Here is a 17,322-nt window from a genome sequence, read left to right on the forward strand (position 1 = left end):
GCCCATGTCGGTGCCGACTTCCTCAGAGGGCCCGCAGATCGGATTGGATCTCCTCGAGTTCGTGCGGGCTGAGGGAACTCAGGGTCAGGTCGTGCGGGGTGAGTCCGCCCGCTCCGGGTTCGCGGGCGTGCGCGACCAGGGCCCGGAGCATCCGGAACCACGATTCCGCCAGCTCGCGGGTGTCCGCCTCGGACAGGACGCTGCCGGCCCAGGTCCAGGTGGCCTGGAGCACCGGGCCGTCCGCCCGGTCCACCGTGGCCGCGGTGACCTCGACGCTGTGGGCCATGGGCATCCCTGATCCCGTGTCGTCCACACCGGTCCCGTACTCCGGCACGACCGACCAGTCGTCGTCCGATGCCTCGAACCGGCCCAGGTAGTTGAAGACGAACTCCGGCCGCGCCGCCTTCTCCAGCAGCGCACCCGTTCGCGGGTTCAGGTAGCGGAGGATTCCGTACCGGACTCCCTTGTCGGGAATGCCGCGCATCCGCTCCTTGACCTGCCGCACCGCGTCCCCCACCGCCGCGCCCGCGGCGTGCGCGTCCCTCCGGTGCGGTGCACCGAGGTCGAGCCTGATCGGGAACAGGCTGGTGAACCAGCCGACGGTCCGGGAGACGTCCAGCTCCGCGAGCGCTTCCTCCCTGCCGTGGCCCTCCAGGTGCAGCAGCGCGGTGCCGTCGCCCGCCGTGCCGCGCCTGCTGTGCCAGTCGTCCAGCGCCCGCACGAGACCGGCGAGGAGCACGTCGTTGACACCGGTGTTGAACAGCGACGGCACCGTGGTCAGCAACGCCTCGGTGAACTCCGCGGGCAGGGACTCGGTGAAACTCCGGTCCCGGCTCTCCACGTCCTGACCGGGCACCCTCTCCTGGTCGCCGAACCGGGCGGCGCCGGGACGCAGCAGTGCGAGCCAGCCGGGGAGCTCCGCGACGCCGGCCTGCCCGTGCGCCTGCTCGCCGAGCACTTCGGACCAGCGGCGGAACGAGGTCGGCACCGGGTCGAGGGTGATCGCGGCACCGTTCTCGACGGCCTGCCAGGCCGTCGAGAGGTCGGCGGCCAGGATGCGCCAGGAGATCGAGTCGACGGCCAGGTGGTGGACGACCAGGGCGAGCACGCCCTGGCGGTCCGGTCCGGCGTCGAACCACACGGCCTGCAGGACGTTGCCCTCCGCGGGACGCAGCCGGTCGCGCGCCGCGTCCGCCTCCTGCCGCACCAGCGCGGCCCACTCCTTCTCGGGGTGGCCCGTCACGTCGGTCCGCCGGACGGCCGAGGCCGCGTCGACCGCGCCCACCGGCCGGGTCTCCAGCGCCCAGTCCGCCCCGTCACCCGACGAGGACAACCGCAGGCGCAGCACGTCGTGGTGGTCGAGCAGGGCCTGCACCATCGAGACCAGACGGGCTTCGGTCAGCCCCGGAGGCGTCCGCAGGACGGTGAACTGGTTGTAGGTGTCGACCGCGCCTCCGCGTTCCTTGAACCAGCGCATGATCGGGGTGGTGGCGACCGGTCCCACCCCGTTGTCCGCGACGGGCGCCTGTTCCTGGACCAACGGGGTGGCCGTCCGTGCCAGTGCTGCCATGTCCTGCTGCGCCAGCACGTCGCCGACGGTGATCCGCAGACCGGCTTTTCGCGCCCGGCTGACGAGTTGCATGGCGATGATGCTGTCCCCGCCGAGCGCCACGAACCCGTCGCCGATCCCGACGTGGCCCACCCCGAGGACGTCGGCGGCCAGGTGGCAGAGGACGCGCTGATGACGGGTGTCCGGAGTTTCCCCGGCCACGTCCGAATTCGCTGCATCGACAGGACTGGTCACGTTTTCCCTCATTTCGCGTCCGATCTGGGCTCAGGAACGAAAAGTAGTCAGCCGCGTTCGCCGGTACCGGCAGTCGGAGCGGCAATGTGCGGAGGCACCGCGAAGAGGCGCAAGGGGATTGCCGGTCTTGCTGCCGCCGGACGCGTCGGCGGGCGCCGACGATGGCATGCGCGACATCAAGACGGAATCACAGGAAGCGGAGGTTCGTTGGTGGCAAACCAGAAACCGGTCCGGTCGCCGGTCGGCCCCGCGGTGTTCGGTGGTGGCCGGACCACGGCGGTCGTCGTGATCAACCAGCCCGGAGAAATGGCTGTCCGCAAGGAGAACGTCGACCGGCCGCGGGTGCGCCTCCTGGATTGCCCTTACCGGCCAACGGGGTCGTCGCACACGCCGGTCGGTCGGGCTCCCGCGCACAGCTCGCCGCCATTCGCACGTCCCGCCCCGCCCTCACCAGGATCGGCCGGGGGGAACCGGACGATCCCGCGGCCCTCGAACCCAACCGACCTCCGCCGACCGGAAGTGGACCACTCATGAACACCAGCCAGCAGGCGGTCGAGGACATCCTGCCGCTCTCCCCGTTGCAGGAAGGCATGCTCTTCCACTCGGGGTTCGACCCGGAGTCCAGGCACCTCTACATCGCCCAGTTCACCGTCGACCTCCGGGGCGACCTGGACCCGTCCGCGTTGAAGGCGGCGGCCGACGCACTTCTCCGGCGGCACGCCAACCTCCGCGTCTCCTTCACCCATCGCAAGACGGGCGTTCCCATCCAGGTGGTCCGCCGGGACATGCCGCTGGCCTGGGAGGAGTGCGGCCCGGACAGCGGTGGCGACCCGGAGGCGTACGCCGCCGAGGTCACCGAACGGGACTGGGCGCGCGGTGTGGACCACCAGCGGCCGCCGCTGATGCGCTTCACCCTGATCAACCTCGCCCCGCGGCGCCACCGTCTGCTGGTGACGGCCCACCACCTCCTGCTGGACGGCTGGTCGTTCGCCCTCCTCTTCCGCGAGCTGTTCGCGCTGTACGCCGGCGCCGACCTGCCCCCGGTCCGGCCCTACCGCGACTACCTGACCTGGCTGGCCGCGCAGGACCGCCCGGCGGCCGAGCACGCCTGGCGCGCCGCGCTCGCCGGCACCGGACAGCCCACCCGGCTGGCTCCGGCCGGCCGCGAGGTGTCGCCCGGTGCGACGCCCGAGGACTTCGTCGTGCGGCTGACGCGGGAGCAGACGGCGGCGCTGCGGGACCGGGCGCGCAGCTGCAACCTGCTGCTCACCACGGTCGTCCAGGGTGCCTGGGCGGTCCTGCTGGCGCACAGCACCGGTCAGGACGACGTGGTCTTCGGCTGCACGGTCGGCGGCCGCCCGGACGCGCTGCCCGGCGCCGACGACATGATCGGCATGCTGATCAACACCGTGCCGGTCCGGGCCCGCCTCGACCGGGCCGGATCGCTGCGCGAGCTGTGCGCGGAGGTGCAGCGGCAGCGCGTGGAACTGCTGGACCACGACCACCTCGGGCTGACCGAGATCCAGCGCCTGGCGGGCGCGTCGACCGCGCTGTTCGACACCAACCTGGTCTTCGACAACTTCCCGATGAGCGACTACGTGCTCGACGTGCCGGGCCTCGACGTCGAGATCCGCTTCCGGGACACCACCCACTTCCCGCTCTCCCTGGTCGTGGAACCGGGCCCCGCGCTCGAACTCCGGCTCAGCCACCACCCCGAACTGCTCGACCGGGACCGGGTCGCGGACCTCGGCGGCAGGCTGGCCCGGCTGCTGGAGCGCTGGACGGCGGACCCCGACCTCCCGCTCGGCGCGCTCGACACCCTCACCGACGAGGAGTACGACAAGGTCGTCACGGCCTGGAACGACACCGCCGCCGCACTCCCCGCGGTCACCCTGCCCGAACTGTTCGAGGCCCAGGTGGCCCGAACCCCCGATGCCACGGCCGTCGTCTTCGAGGACCAGTCCCTCACCTACCGCGAACTCGACCACCGCGCCGACCGGTTGGCGGCCGCGCTGGCGGCGCGCGGCATCGGCCCCGAGTCGCTGGTCGCGGTCGCGCTTCCCCGGTCGATCGAGCTGATCGTCGCCCTCCACGGGGTGCTCAAGGCAGGCGCGGCCTACCTCCCCCTCGACCTGGACCAGCCCGCGGCCCGCGTCGAGGGCGTCCTCCAGGACGCCGCACCGGTCCTGGTCCTCGCCACGGGCCCGCAGTCCTACGGCACCGTCCCCGTCCTGCGGATGGACGTCCCGCTGCCCGACGCGGGCCCCTTCCGGCCGCCGGTCCGCTCGCCGCTGCACCCGGCGTACACCATCTTCACCTCGGGTTCCACCGGCCGCCCCAAGGGTGTGCTGGTGCCGCACGAGGGGGTGGTCAACCGGCTGCTGTGGATGCAGGAGGAGTACCCGCTCACCGCCGGCGACCGGGTCCTGCAGAAGACCCCGAGCGGGTTCGACGTGTCGGTGTGGGAGTTCTTCTGGCCGCTGCTGTTCGGCGCGACCCTGGTGGTCGCCAAGCCCGGCGGGCACCGCGACCCGGTGTACCTCGCCGAGCTGATCGAGCGCGAGGCGGTCACCACCGCGCACTTCGTGCCGTCCATGCTGGACGTGTTCCTGCGCGAGCCGACCGCCTCGCGGGCCCGCTCGCTCCGCCGGGTGATCTGCAGCGGCGAGGCCCTGTCCACCGGAACCCAGGACGCGTTCCACGAGGTGCTTCCCCAGGCGGGCCTGCACAACCTCTACGGGCCCACCGAGGCCTCCGTCGACGTGACCCTGTGGGCCTGCCGTCCCGGCCCCGCGGCCACCGTCCCGATCGGCAGGCCCGCCGCCAACACCCGCGTGTACGTCCTGGACCGGTGGCTGCGACCGGTGGCGCCCGGCGTCGCGGGGGAGCTGTACCTGAGCGGCGTGCAACTGGCGCGCGGCTACCTGGGGCTGCCGGGTCTGACCGCCGAGCGGTTCGTGGCCTGCCCGTTCGGCACCGGTGAGCGGATGTACCGCACCGGGGACCTCGCCCGCTGGACGCCGTCCGGGGTCCTCGAGTACCTCGGCCGCACCGACGACCAGGTCAAGATCCGCGGCTTCCGCGTCGAACCGGGCGAGATCCAGGCCGTCCTCGCCCGCGCGGAGTCGGTCGCCGCGGTTGCCGTCGTCGTCCGCGAGGACCGGCCGGGCGACCGCCGCATCGTCGCGTACGTCGTCCCGCGCCCCGGCGCCGATCCGGTGCCCGAGGAGCTGCGGTCCCGAGCGGCCGGGGAACTGCCCGAGCACATGGTCCCGTCGGCCGTGGTCGTGCTGGACGAACTGCCGGTGACCGCGAACGGCAAACTCGACCGCCGGGCCCTGCCCGAACCCGGCTACCGGATCGGCCGCGCGCCGCGCACCGCCCGCGGGGAGATCCTGGCCGGGCTGTTCGCCGCGGTGCTGGGCCTCGACGCCGTGGGCGCCGACGACGACTTCTTCGACCTCGGCGGCAACTCCCTGCTGGCCGTGCAACTCGCCGCGCGGATCCGCGCCGCGCTCGGAGTGGAGGCCGGGGTCCGCGAGGTCTTCGGTGCGCGCACGGTCGCCGCCATGGCCGCCTCCCTGGACGGCGCGGGCCAGGCCCGCCCGGCACTGCGCCCCGTCGACCGCCCCGCCACCCTCCCGCTGTCCGCCGTCCAGCGCAGGCTGTGGTTCCTCCACCGCCTCGACGGTCCCAGCCCCGCCTACCACTGCGTGGTGGCCACCCGGCTCACCGGCCCGCTCGACCTGCCGGCGCTGCGCACCGCGCTCGCCGACCTGGCCGAGCGCCACGAGACCCTCCGCACCGTCCACCCGGCGGCCGCGGACGGCGAACCGAGCCAGGTCGTCCTGCCGGAAGCCCGTCCGCACCTGCTGGTCCTCGACGCGGCCGACGCCGACGTCACCGAGATCGCGGCCCGCCCCTTCGACCTGACCACCGACATTCCCCTGCGCGCCGCCCTGCTGACCGCGGGACCGCAGGAGCACACCTTGGTCCTGGCGATCCACCACATCGCGACCGACGGCTCGTCCTGGGAACCGCTGCTGCGCGACCTGGGCCAGGCCTACGGCGCCCGCAGCCGGGGCGAGCGCCCCGACTGGGCTCCGCTGCCGGTGCAGTACGCCGACTACACGCTCTGGCAGCGGGAGCTGATCCACGAGCTGGGTGAGGCGCAACTCGCGTACTGGCGCGACGCGTTGGCGGGCTTGCCCGAGGAACTCGCCCTGCCCCTCGACCGCCCCCGGCCCCCGGTGCCGGACCACAACGGGGCCGCGGTCGACCTCGACCTGGGCCCGGACCTGACCGCGAGCCTGACCGAGGTGGCCCGCGCCAACGGCTGCACGCCCTTCATGGTGGTGCAGGCCGCGCTCGCCGTGCTGCTCTCCCGGTTCGGCGCGGGCACCGACATCCCGCTCGGCACGGTCACCGCCGGACGGTCGGAGGAGGCACTGGAGGAGCTGGCCGGGTTCTTCGTCAACACCCTGGTGCTGCGCACCGACCTGGCGGGCGATCCGAGCTTCCTGGAGCTCCTGCACCGGGTCCGGGAGTCGGACCTGGCGGCCTTCGCCCACCAGGACGTGTCGTTCGAGCAAGTCGTCCAGGCGGTCAACCCGCGCCGCTCGCTGGCCCGTCACCCCCTGTTCCAGGTCATGCTGACGATGCGGAGGCCCGTCGGGCAGGCGCTCGACCTGGCCGGTCTCGACGCGGAGACCGCCGAGGTCGACTTCCCCGTGGCCGAGTTCGACCTCGCCTTCCAGTTCGTCGAGAGGCCGGTGGCCGAGGGCGGCCTGCACGCCGTGATCAAGTACCGCACCGACCTGTTCGACCGGGACACCGTCGACACCCTGGGCCGGCGCCTGCGGTCGGTCCTGGCCCAGGCGGTGGGCCGGCCGCGCGGCCGGGTCTCGGAGCTGGACGCGCTCCTGCCGCAGGAGCGGGACCGCCTCCTGGGCGACCCGGTGAGCCCTGGGGAGCCGTCCGCGCACCAGGGTGTGCACCGGGCCTTCGAGGCGCAGGCAGCCCGCACCCCCGAGGCCGTGGCCCTCAAGTCCGGCGCCGTCGAGGTGACCTACCGCGAACTGAACGCTCGCGCGGACCGGCTGGCCCACCGCCTGGCCGCGCTCGGCGTCGGCCCCGAGCACCCGGTGGCCGTGCTGATGCCGAGGTCCCCCGAGGTCGTCGTGGCGCTGCTCGCCGTGCTCAAGGCCGGCGGCGCCTACGTCCCCCTGCACCACGACTCACCGGCCGCCCGCACCCAGCGGATCCTGGACGACACCGGCGGCCCGGTGCTGCTCGTGGACGACGCCTCCCGCGCCGACGGGCTGCGCACCGGGCACGTCGTCGAGGTGACCGGTGCCGAGGACTCCGGTGACGTGGCGGCGACGACGGTCGACTGCCACCCCGACCAGCTCGCTTACCTCATGCACACCTCGGGCTCCACCGGCGTGCCGAAGGGCGTCGGCGTCAGCCACCGCGCCCTGCTCGACCTGGTGGCGGACCGGTGCTGGCGGACCGCCGGCCCGCAGCGCATCCTGTTCCACGCGCCGCACGCCTTCGACATCGCGAACTACGAGCTGTGGGTGCCCCTGCTCTCCGGCTGGCAGGTGGTCGTCGCGCCCGAGGGCGACCTCGGCGTCACCGAGCTGGGCCTGCTGATCCGCGACGAGGGGATCACCGCGGTCCACCTCACCGCCGGGCTGTTCCGGGTGGTGGCGGAGGAACGGCCGGACGTCCTCGCCGGGGTGCGGGAGGTGCTGACCGGCGGTGACGTGGTCCCGCCCGCCGCCGTGCGCGCCGTGCGCGCGGCCTGCCCCGGGATCGCGGTCCGGCACCTGTACGGGCCGACCGAGGCGACCCTGTGCGCGACGTCCCACCTGGTCGTGGACGACCTGCCCGGACCGGTGCCGATCGGCAGGCCGCTGGACGACTCCCGCGCCTACGTCCTGGACGAGAACCTGCGGCTGCTGCCGCCGGGCGCTCCGGGCGAGCTGTACCTCGCGGGCGCCGGGCTGGCCCGCGGCTACCACGGACAGCCCGGCCAGACGGCCGAGCGGTTCCTCGCCGACCCGTACGGCGCCCCCGGGACGCGGATGTACCGCACCGGTGACCTGGCCCGCCGACGGGCCGACGGTCTCCTGGACTTCGTCGGCCGGGCCGACGGACAGCTCAAGATCCGCGGTTTCCGGGTGGAACCGGGCGAGGTGGAGGCGGCGCTGGCAGGCTGCCGGGGGGTCCGGCAGGCCGTGGTGACCGTCCGGCCGGGACCGGACGGCGAGAAGCGGCTGGTCGCCCACCTGACCGGGACGGTGACCGTCCCCGAGGCGCGCGCCCACCTCGCCGCGCTGCTGCCCGACTTCATGATGCCCTCGGCCCTGGTCGTCCTGGACGAGCTGCCGCTCACCGCCAACGGCAAGGTCGACTACAGGGCACTGCCGGTGCCCGAGCCGACGGCCACCGCCGGCCCGACCCCCCGGACTCCCCAGGAGCAGGTGCTCGCCGGGCTCTTCGCGGAGTTGCTGGGCCTGGACGAGGTCGGCACCGACGTCAGCTTCTTCGACCTGGGCGGGCACTCCCTCCTGGCGACCAGGCTGGTCAGCCGCATCCGGACCGCGCTCGGCGTCGAACTCCCGCTGCGGGACCTGTTCCAGGCCCAGACGGTCGCCGCCCTCGCGGAACGCGCGGGCCGGGCCTCACGCGCCCGGACTCCTCTGCGCCGCCGGGAGCGACCCGCCGACCCGCCGCTGTCCTTCGCGCAACAGCGCCTGTGGTTCGTCCACCAGGCCGAGGAGCAGGCCTCGATCTACAACATGCCCGCCGCCTTCCGGCTGCACGGCGCCCTGGACCGGGGCGCGCTCGAAGCAGCACTCGGGGACGTCGTCACCCGGCACGAGGTGCTGCGCACGATCTTCCCCGAGACCGAGGGCCTGCCCCGCCTCCAGGTGCTCCCCGAGGAGGAGGCCCGCGCCCGGCTGACCCTGGAGACCGCCACGGTCACCGAGGCCGGGCTGCCCGAGGCGGTCGCCGCGCTGACCGTCCACGAGTTCGACCTCGCCACCGACCTGCCGGTCAGGGCACGGCTGTTCGAGATCGGCCCGGACGAGCACGTGCTGAACCTGGTGGTCCACCACATCGCGGGCGACGGCTGGTCCTGGTCCCCGCTGCTGCGCGACCTGACGCGGGCCTACACGGCCCGGTCCCGCGGCGATCGGCCCGACCTCACCCCGTTGGCGGTGCAGTACGTCGACTACACGCTCTGGCAGCGCGAGTTGCCGACCGCGGACGGGCTGGCCCACTGGACGCGGCACCTCGCCGGCCTGCCCGCCGAGCTGGCGTTGCCGTTCGACCGGCCGAGGCCGCCGGTGGCGAGCCACGCGGGCGGTTCGGTGCCGCTGGTCGTCGAGGGCGAGTTGCACGCGCGGCTGTCGGAGGTGGCCCGAGAACACGGCTGCACCCTGTTCATGGTCCTGCAAGCCGGATTCGCGGCACTGCTGTGCCGGCTCGGCGCGGGAGAGGACATCCCGATCGGCACTCCGGTGGCGGGACGCTCGGACGACGCGCTCGACGACCTCGTCGGCTTCTTCGTCAACACCCTGGTCCTGCGCACCGACCTCTCCGGCGACCCGACCTTCACCGAACTCCTCACCCGTGTGCGGGAATCGGACCTGACCGCCTACGACCACCAGGACGTCCCCTTCGAACAGGTGGTCGAGGCCCTCAACCCCGAACGCACCCTCGGCCGCCACCCCCTCGTCCAGGTCATGATCCAGCTCCAGAACGAGCAGGCCCCCGTGCCCCGGTTCCCCGGGATCACGGCGCGGTCGTACCCGGTGGAGTCACGGGTGTCGAAGTTCGACCTCGCCGTGGACCTGACCGAGCAGCGTGCCGCCGACGGGACCCCGGCCGGTCTCAGCGGCGAACTGACCTACGCGACCGAGCTGTTCGAGCACCGGACCGCCGAGCGCATGGCCGCCGCGCTGGTCCACCTGCTGGAGCGGTGCGCGGCCGACCCCGCGCAGCGGATCGACACGGTCGCCGGCCTGCCGCAGTGGCACCGGGCCCTGCCCGGCGAGGCCGGTACCGCGACGGATCCCGGCGCCGGGGCCGAGCAGCGGATCCGCGAGCTGTTCGCCGAGGTGCTGGAGCGCGCCGAGGTCGGGGCCGACGACAACTTCTTCGCGCTCGGCGGCCACTCGCTGCTGGTCACCCGGTTGATCAGCCGGGTGCGCGCGGAATTCGGCCTCGAACTGCGCATCCGCGAGGTGTTCCAGCAGCCGACGCCGGCCGCTGTCGCCGCCCGGCTGGCCACCGCGCCCCAGGCCCGCCCCGCACTGCGTCGCTCCCCGGTCTGACTCCTGTCCTCGCCCGTCCCCGCCACCCGTTCGACGAGAAGAGAGAACACCCCATGACCAATCCGTTCGAAGACGACAGCGCCGACTACCTCGTCCTGGTGAACGAGGAGAACCAGCACTCCCTCTGGCCTGCCGCTCTCGCGGCCCCCGCCGGCTGGACCACCGTCCACGGCCCGGAGTCCCGGCAGGCCTGCCTGTCCCACATCGAGGAGAACTGGACGGACCTGCGTCCGGCCAGCCTCGCCGCCGCCATGGGCGAGGGGTGATCCGATGCCGCCCCGGACCCGCGCCCGCACCGCTCCCAGCGTTCCCACCAGCCGACGAAAGGTCCTGCCATGACCCACGCGCCCGATTTCCGCATCAGCCACGTCGAGCTCTACGTCGCCGATCTGGCGGCGGCCTCGGCCGAGCTGACCGACCACTACGGCTTCCGCCCGATCGCCCGCGCCGCCTCGGCGCAGGCCGACTCCCTCGCCCTTCGGCAGGGGCGGATCACCCTCGTCCTCACCCAGGCCCGCACCGACGACCACCCGGCGGCCCGCTACGTCCAGGCCCACGGGGACGGTGTGGCGGACATCGCGCTCACCGTGCCCGACGTGTTCCTGGCCTTCGCCGACGCCGTGGCGGGCGGTGCGGTCACGGTCGCCCCGCCGCAGCGGCACCCCGACGGCCGCGCCACCGCGGTGATCGAGGGCTTCGGGGACGTGGTGCACACCCTGACCGAAGCAGGCGGCGACCTCGCGGTGCCGCCCGGCTTCACCCCGATCGAGGACGCCGGCGCGGTGGGAGCGGACGAACTCCTCACCGAACTCGACCACTTCGCGATCTGCGTCGAGGCGGGCGAGCTCGGCCGCACGGTGGAGCACTACACCCGTGCGCTCGGCTTCCGGACCATCTTCACCGAGGTCATCAGGGTCGGCGGCCAGGCGATGGAGTCGCAGGTGGTGCAGAGCGCGTCCGGCGCGGTCACCCTGACCCTGATCCAGCCGGACGCCACCGCCGAGCCCGGTCAGATCAACCGCTTCCTGGAGCGGCACGGCGGGCCCGGTGTGCAGCACCTCGCCTTCGCCACCACGGACGTCGTCAAGGCCGTCGGCACCCTCGGCAGGCGCGGGGTCGTCTTCCTCACCGCCCCCGAGACCTACTACACCCTGCTGGCGGACCACCTCGACCTGACCCGGCACACCATTGCCGGCCTGCGCGAGCTGCACGTGCTGGTGGACGAGGACCAGGACGGCCAGCTGTTCCAGATCTTCACCCGCTCCACCCACCCGAGCGGCACGCTGTTCTACGAGGTGATCGAGCGCTTCGGCGCCCGCACCTTCGGCAGCGGCAACATCAAGGCCCTCTACGAAGCGGTCGAGGCCGAGCGGATGGCCGTCGGGGGAGCGTCCCGGTGACCACCCTGTCCCATCCCGTCACGACCGGCTCGGGGCCGGTGTCCGTGGCGGAGTTCGCGGCCGTGGCCGAGCGGGTGCTGCCCGCCTGGGTCTGGGACTTCGTGGAGGGCGGCAGCGACGCCGAACTGACGCTGGCGGCCAACCGGAGGGCACTGGACCGGATCGGGCTCGTCCCGCGGGTTCTCACCGGCAGCCCCGGCTGCGACACCACGGCCGCGCTGCCCGGCGCCCCGGCCGCCGCCCTGCCGGTCGCCGTCGCGCCGATGGCGTACCAGCGATTGGTGCACCCGGAGGGGGAGTTGGCGACGGCGAGGGCCGCCGCGGCGGCCGGGGTGCCGTTCACCCTGTCCATGCTGAGCAGCCAACCGGTCGAGTCCGTGACCGCGCTGGGCGGGGTCACCTGGTTCCAGCTGTACTGCCTGCGCGACGCCGGGGCCACGGCCGACGTGGTCCGGCGGGCCGAGGACGCCGGGTGCGCCGCGCTCGTGGTGACCGTGGACGTCCCCCGGATGGGCCGCAGGCTGCGCGACCTGCGCAACGGCTTCGCCCTGCCGACGGACGTGGCCGCCGCCCACCTGGACCCGGCGAGCCTCCGGGTGACCCGTGAACGGCGGCCCGGTGTCTCCGCCGTCGCCGAGCACACCGCCGAGGCCTTCGCGGTCGGGTTGAGCCGGGACGACCTCGCCCGGCTGCGGGGGAGCACCCGGCTGCCGCTGATCGTCAAGGGGGTCCTCGACCCCCGGGACGCGGCGCTCGTCGCGGAACTCGGCGCGGACGCCGTGGTGGTCTCCAACCACGGCGGACGCCAGCTCGATGGTGCCGTGGCCAGCGTGGACGTGCTGGCCGCGGTGCGCGAGGCCCTGCCCGAGCGGTGCGAGGTGCTGCTGGACAGCGGGATCCGCGGCGGCACCGACGTCCTCAGGGCGCTGGCGCTGGGCGCGAGCGGCGTCCTGCTCGGCCGACCCGTCCTGTGGGGGCTGGCCGCCGACGGCGAGGCGGGTGTCCGCCGGGTGCTCGACCTGCTCGCCACCGAACTGATCTCCGCCCTGGAACTGTCCGGCTGCGCCGACCTCGACGCCGCCCGCCGGCTGACGGCACGGGTGGCCCACGGTTGCCCTTCCCCTGGAGGTGTCCGATGACCGCAACCCTGCCGTCCACGTCCGTCCGGCTCGACCCGGCGGATCTGCACGCCTCGCTCTCCGACCCGGCGATGCTGTCGATGAACTTCCTCAACGAGGTGGCGGGCCGCTTCCCGGACGCGATCTCCTTCGCACCCGGCAGGCCCACCGAGGACGGCTTCGACCTCGCCGACCTGCACGGCTACCTCTGCGCCTACACCCGGCACCTGACGGAGACGAAGCGGTACGACCGAGCCCAGGTCCACCGCGAGTTGTTCCAGTACGGGCGCACCAAGGGCATCGTCAACGAACTCATCGCCCGGCAACTGGAGTTGGACGAGGGGATCACCGTCGACCCGGAGGCGATCCTGGTCACCGTCGGCGCCCAGGAGGCGTTGTGGCTGGTACTGCGCGCCTTGCGGGCCACCGACCGCGACGTCCTGCTGGCCGTGGCGCCCACCTACGTCGGGGTGACCGGCGCCGCGCGGCTGCTGGACATGCCGGTCCGCCCGGTGCGGGAAGGCCCCGACGGGGTGGACCTGGACGACCTGCTCGCGCAGCTCGCGGCCGCCCGTGCCGAGGGGCTGCGGCCCCGCGCGCTCTACCTCGTCCCCGACTTCTCCAATCCCAGTGGCCGCAGCATGACCGCGGGCAGCCGGGCCCGGCTGCTGGAGATCGCCGCCGAACAGGACCTGCTCCTGCTGGAGGACAACCCGTACGGGTTCTTCCAGGCGGTGGAGGGGGAGCGTCCGCCGACTCTGAAGGCGCTCGACACCGGGCAGCGGGTGGTCTACCTCGGGTCGCTGTCGAAGACCTGCTTCCCCGGTGCACGGGTGGGTTTCGCGGTCGCGGACCAGCGGATCGCCGGACGTGACGGTGCGGGCGGCCTGCTCGCCGACGAGCTGTCGAAGGCGAAGAGCATGCTCACCGTCAACACCTCCCCGGTGAGCCAAGCCCTGGTCGGCGGGATGCTGCTGAAGCACGGGGGCAGCCTGCTGCGGGCGAACCGGCAACAGATCGAGACCTACCGGCGCAACCTCGACTGCCTCCTGCGGGGACTCGCCCGACGCCTCGGCGGTCTGGACGGGGTGCGCTGGAACACCCCCGGCGGTGGCTTCTTCGTGGGGCTGACGGTGCCGTTCCCGGTCACCGACGAGCTGGTCGACGTGGCGGCGAACCGGCACGGCGTCCTGTTCACGCCGATGCGCCACTTCCACGACGACGAGGTGGCCGCGCACCAGATGCGGCTGTCGTGCAGCTCCCTGACCACCGATCAGATCGAGGAGGGGCTCGACCGGCTGACCGGCCTCATCACCGCCCGGACCTGACCATCGAGGGCGACTGGTCGCGCGACCACGGAGGCGACAAAGGCTCGCCGACACACCCGTCACACGATCTGACGAAGCCCGGCCAGTCCCGATGCCGGTCGGTCAGGTGGTCTGGGCTGGTCGGCGGCGGTGGTCGGTGGGGCCGGGCGGGGCGATGGTGATCGTCGAGGTCGGTGGCCGGCGAGGACGTCCGCCGGCAGCAGCTGGTAGTGATCATCGTTGTGACGCAGGCCGGTGTGAAATGGAGCGCTTCGCCCTGGCCACCTACCTGTGCGGGGCTTTCGCGAGGGGCGGATGCCTCGTTCCGCTGCAAGTCCAATGTGGATTCAAGAACAGTCCACATTGGACTTATGGTCGTCGTGACCCGTCAGCTCTGGTCGGCCCACCACTTCCGGCCGGCCTCGCCGAGGGTGGAGATCGGGTCGTAGTACGGGTAGCGGCGGTTCAACGCCTCCGGGTCCTCCAGCTCGATCCCGGTCCGGTAGTTCTTGGTCCAGTACGAGATCCCGAGCTCCCGGTCGTAGTCCTCGAGCTGGTGCACCCACCGCTTCCCGACGTACGGCACGTCGCACACGATTCGAGGGGTTGCGTAGCCGGGCAGGTAGCCCATGATCGAGTGCTGGAGTTCCTGCGCCTCCCACACCGACACCCGCCAGTGCTCGGCGTTGGGGATCATGTCGCACATGTAGAAGTAGTACGGCAGGATGTTCGCTTCCCCTTGCAGGGCGAAGCAGAGGTCGAGCAGGTCGTCCGGTGTCGCGTTGACGCCCTTCATCAGCACGCCCTGGTTGCGCACGTCCCGCACGCCGACTTCCAGGGCCGTGCGGGCGGCCTCGGCGACGAGGGGGGTCACGGACTGGGCGTGGTTCACGTGCGTGTGGATCGCCAGGTTCACGCCTCGGCGGGATGCCGTGCGGGCCACCCGTTCCAGGCCCTCGACGACGCGGGGCTGCAGCCAGTGCTGGGGGAGGCCGGCCAGGGCCTTGGTGGCCAGGCGGACGTCGCGGACCGTGTCGATGTCGAGCAGGCGCATCAGGAACGACTCGAGCTGCGGCCACGGCACGTTCGCCACGTCGCCGCCGGAGACCACCACGTCGCGGACGCCCGGGGTCTTCTTCAGGTACTCGATCATTTGGTCCTGGCGGTCGACCGGCTTGAGCGAGAGCTTGTGCTTGTCGATCAGCGGCGTCGAGTTGCCGACCAGGTCCATGCGGGTGCAGTGGCCGCAGTACTGCGGGCAGGTCGAGACCATCTCGGCCAGGACCTTGGTGGGATAGCGGTGGGTCAGACCCTCGACGACCCACATCTCGGCCTCGTGCAGCGAGTCGCGCTGCGAGTGCGGGTGCGACGGCCAGCGGGGGTCGCGGTCGGAGGCGACCGGGAGCATGTAGCGGCGGACCGGGTCGGCCAGGAACGCCTCGGTGAAGGCGTCCGGGGACAGCTCGGCGTCGACCGCCATCGTGTTGACCATCTGCGGCGGGATCAGCATCGACATCGTCGCGAACGACGACTGGTCGGCGGCGAGGTCGTCGTAGAACCGGTCGGTCAGCAGGTCGCCCGCCACCTTGCGGAGCTGCTTCACGTTCTTGACGCAGTTCACCCGCTGCCACTGGGCGTCCCGCCACTGCGCCTCGGTCACGTGGGCCCAGCCGGGGAAGCGCCGCCAGTCGGGTTCGACCAGCTCACGGCGGACGTACGTGTACGGCTGGCGGTCCAGCCGCTCCAGCGACGTGGGGGCGTCGTGCAGCGCGGTCATCCGTACTCCTCAGCGTCGAGGTCGCGTAAAGATATCCTGTCATACCGCATCGCTGCCGTAAATATTTCAGCTCAAGCCCTGGTGGAGGGGTGGTCGGGAGCAATTCGGGCCTCCCGTGCGTTCACCCGGTATGCCTGTTCTCGCGCTGCTGCTCGTCGGTTTCTTCGCCGAGGTCGCGGTCATGATCGCCGTCGGCAACGCCATCGGCGGGCTCTGGATGATCGCGCTGCTCCTCGTCGGCTCCCTGGTGGGGCTGTCGCTGGTGCGCCGCCAGGGCGCGCAGACGATGGCGGCGCTGCGCGAGTCGGTCCTGCGGCGTCAGCAGCCGCACCAGGAGATGGCCGACGGCATGCTGATCGCGGCGGCCGGCGCGCTGATCATGGTGCCGGGCTTCCTCAGCGACGTCGTGGCGCTGTTCCTGCTCTTCCCGCCCACCCGCAGGATCGTGAGCAAGCGGATCGCGCGCAAGGCCGAGGCCGCGGCGCTCAAGTTCGAGCACGAACGGCGCTTCGGCGCCGGTCAGGTCGTCGAGGGCCAGGTGGTCGACGTCGACGCGGAGCCGGTGGTCATCACCGACCGGCGCGAACTGACGTGATCCGCGCGTACCGGCCGGCCGACCTGGACGCGCTCTACGACATCTGCCTCGACACGGGCAACGGCGGCCAGGGCGTGCGGCACCTGTTCGACGACCCGCGGCTGCTCGGCCACGCCCACATCGGCCCGTACGTGGCGTTCGAGCCCGACCTGGCGTTCGTCGCGGAGGACGACGACGGCGTCTGCGGGTACGCCGTGGCGGCGTCGGACAGCGAGGCCTTCGAGGACCGCTGCGACCGCGACTGGTGGCCCGACCTGCGGTTCCGGTACCCGTTGACGCCGAACGCCAACCGGGTCGTGCAGCAGATCCACCACCCGGTGCGCGTCGACCCGATGCTGGTCCGCGACTACCCGGCGCAGATGCACGCGAACCTGCTCTCGCGTGCGAAGGGGCGGGGTTTCGGTGGCGCGCTCGTCCGGACGGTGCTCGAACGTCTCGAGAAGGGCGTGCATGTGCACGTGCGGCACCACAACACACACGCGATCGGCTTCTGGGAGCACATGGGCTTCCGCGTGATCGACTCCGCGGACGAACTGGTGCTGGGGCTGCGCCTCTAGGCGAGCAGGTCCTTCAGCAGCAGCTCGAAGTCGACGACCTCGCGCCCGGCCGGCACCGCCGCGTAGGTGGAGTCGAGGAACCGGCCCAGCTCGTCGGCCGACATGTGGAACACGGCGTGCGAGTCCTCGGTGAACAGCTCCAGCACGAGCATGTCGCCGTCGCCCGGGCGCAGCCGCACGTCGCCCATGCCCGCCGGGGACATGAGGCCGTCGGACAGCAGCTCGCGTCCCACCAGCCACGTCGACTCCTGGTCGCGGGTGTGGAAGCGCATCGTCACCGCGTGCGGATCGTCCGAGCGGTACTGGAGGTCGACGTTCATCGGCTCGACCGAGCCGTCCGGTCGCATGAACCCAACGACGGTCACGGTGCCGACCCGAGTCTCGTTGAACATCGTCGTTCCTCCTCCGCAGTGAGG

10 protein-coding genes are annotated in these 17,322 nt (G+C 72.6%); 7 read left to right on the plus strand and 3 right to left on the minus strand.

Annotation, left to right across the window (positions count from 1 at the left end; all coding sequences use genetic code 11):
- Window positions 1–22 precede the first annotated feature (22 nt).
- Window positions 23–1,771: a condensation domain-containing protein gene (locus ACFWGZ_RS03105; protein ID WP_382449785.1), complete on the minus strand. Its 1,749-nt coding sequence runs from the start codon at window positions 1,769–1,771 to the stop codon at window positions 23–25.
- A 563-nt stretch (window positions 1,772–2,334) separates the two neighbouring features.
- Between ACFWGZ_RS03105 and ACFWGZ_RS03110 the strand changes: the two genes are divergently transcribed.
- The 5 genes from ACFWGZ_RS03110 to ACFWGZ_RS03130 all read left to right on the plus strand — a co-directional run bounded on the left by ACFWGZ_RS03110 (window position 2,335) and on the right by ACFWGZ_RS03130 (window position 13,998).
- Window positions 2,335–10,152 (plus strand): amino acid adenylation domain-containing protein, encoded by a 7,818-nt coding sequence (locus ACFWGZ_RS03110; RefSeq protein ID WP_382449786.1) that lies wholly within the window; start codon window positions 2,335–2,337, stop codon window positions 10,150–10,152.
- 53 nt (window positions 10,153–10,205) lie between these two features.
- Window positions 10,206–10,418: an MbtH family protein gene (locus ACFWGZ_RS03115; protein WP_382449787.1), complete on the plus strand. Its 213-nt coding sequence runs from the start codon at window positions 10,206–10,208 to the stop codon at window positions 10,416–10,418.
- Between the two features lie 69 nt (window positions 10,419–10,487).
- Window positions 10,488–11,552, plus strand: a complete 1,065-nt coding sequence (gene hppD, locus ACFWGZ_RS03120) for a 4-hydroxyphenylpyruvate dioxygenase (protein ID WP_382449788.1) — start codon at window positions 10,488–10,490, stop codon at window positions 11,550–11,552.
- On the plus strand, window positions 11,549–12,691 hold the full coding sequence (locus ACFWGZ_RS03125; RefSeq protein WP_382449789.1) for an alpha-hydroxy acid oxidase: 1,143 nt from the start codon (window positions 11,549–11,551) through the stop codon (window positions 12,689–12,691). Before hppD ends, ACFWGZ_RS03125 begins: the two co-directional genes overlap by 4 nt.
- On the plus strand, window positions 12,688–13,998 hold the full coding sequence (locus ACFWGZ_RS03130; RefSeq protein ID WP_382449790.1) for a PLP-dependent aminotransferase family protein: 1,311 nt from the start codon (window positions 12,688–12,690) through the stop codon (window positions 13,996–13,998). The genes ACFWGZ_RS03125 and ACFWGZ_RS03130 overlap by 4 nt, the downstream gene beginning before the upstream one ends.
- Before the next feature lie 367 nt (window positions 13,999–14,365).
- On the opposite strand, the gene ACFWGZ_RS03135 is transcribed toward ACFWGZ_RS03130, so the two are convergent.
- Complete coding sequence (locus ACFWGZ_RS03135; RefSeq protein WP_382449791.1) at window positions 14,366–15,754, minus strand: KamA family radical SAM protein; 1,389 nt, start codon at window positions 15,752–15,754, stop codon at window positions 14,366–14,368.
- A 130-nt stretch (window positions 15,755–15,884) separates the two neighbouring features.
- Here ACFWGZ_RS03135 and ACFWGZ_RS03140 point away from each other — a divergent pair, with 130 nt between their 5' ends.
- Window positions 15,885–16,349, plus strand: coding sequence for an FxsA family protein (locus ACFWGZ_RS03140; protein ID WP_382449792.1), 465 nt, complete (start codon window positions 15,885–15,887; stop codon window positions 16,347–16,349).
- The gene (locus ACFWGZ_RS03145; RefSeq protein ID WP_382449793.1) at window positions 16,346–16,906 is read left to right on the plus strand and encodes a GNAT family N-acetyltransferase; all 561 of its coding nucleotides are present in this window, start codon (window positions 16,346–16,348) and stop codon (window positions 16,904–16,906) included. Before ACFWGZ_RS03140 ends, ACFWGZ_RS03145 begins: the two co-directional genes overlap by 4 nt.
- Here the strand turns inward: ACFWGZ_RS03145 and ACFWGZ_RS03150 are convergent.
- The gene (locus tag ACFWGZ_RS03150) at window positions 16,903–17,298 is read right to left on the minus strand and encodes an SsgA family sporulation/cell division regulator (RefSeq protein WP_382449794.1); all 396 of its coding nucleotides are present in this window, start codon (window positions 17,296–17,298) and stop codon (window positions 16,903–16,905) included. The genes ACFWGZ_RS03145 and ACFWGZ_RS03150 overlap by 4 nt on opposite strands.
- Between the last annotated feature and the right edge of the window lie 24 nt (window positions 17,299–17,322).

This window comes from Lentzea sp. NPDC060358, assembly GCF_042725365.1.
GTDB lineage: Bacteria > Actinomycetota > Actinomycetes > Mycobacteriales > Pseudonocardiaceae > Lentzea.

What these genes read in the sequence shown, in the direction of transcription:
- ACFWGZ_RS03110 (WP_382449786.1), top strand. Translation starts at nt 2,335, where the DNA reads ATGAACACCAGCCAGCAGGCGGTCGAGGACATCCTGCCGCTCTCCCCG.
- ACFWGZ_RS03115 (WP_382449787.1), top strand. Translation starts at nt 10,206, where the DNA reads ATGACCAATCCGTTCGAAGACGACAGCGCCGACTACCTCGTCCTGGTG.
- hppD (WP_382449788.1), top strand. Translation starts at nt 10,488, where the DNA reads ATGACCCACGCGCCCGATTTCCGCATCAGCCACGTCGAGCTCTACGTC.
- ACFWGZ_RS03130 (WP_382449790.1), top strand. Translation starts at nt 12,688, where the DNA reads ATGACCGCAACCCTGCCGTCCACGTCCGTCCGGCTCGACCCGGCGGAT.
- ACFWGZ_RS03135 (WP_382449791.1), bottom strand. Translation starts at nt 15,754, where the DNA reads ATGACCGCGCTGCACGACGCCCCCACGTCGCTGGAGCGGCTGGACCGC.
- ACFWGZ_RS03140 (WP_382449792.1), top strand. Translation starts at nt 15,885, where the DNA reads ATGCCTGTTCTCGCGCTGCTGCTCGTCGGTTTCTTCGCCGAGGTCGCG.
- ACFWGZ_RS03150 (WP_382449794.1), bottom strand. Translation starts at nt 17,298, where the DNA reads ATGTTCAACGAGACTCGGGTCGGCACCGTGACCGTCGTTGGGTTCATG.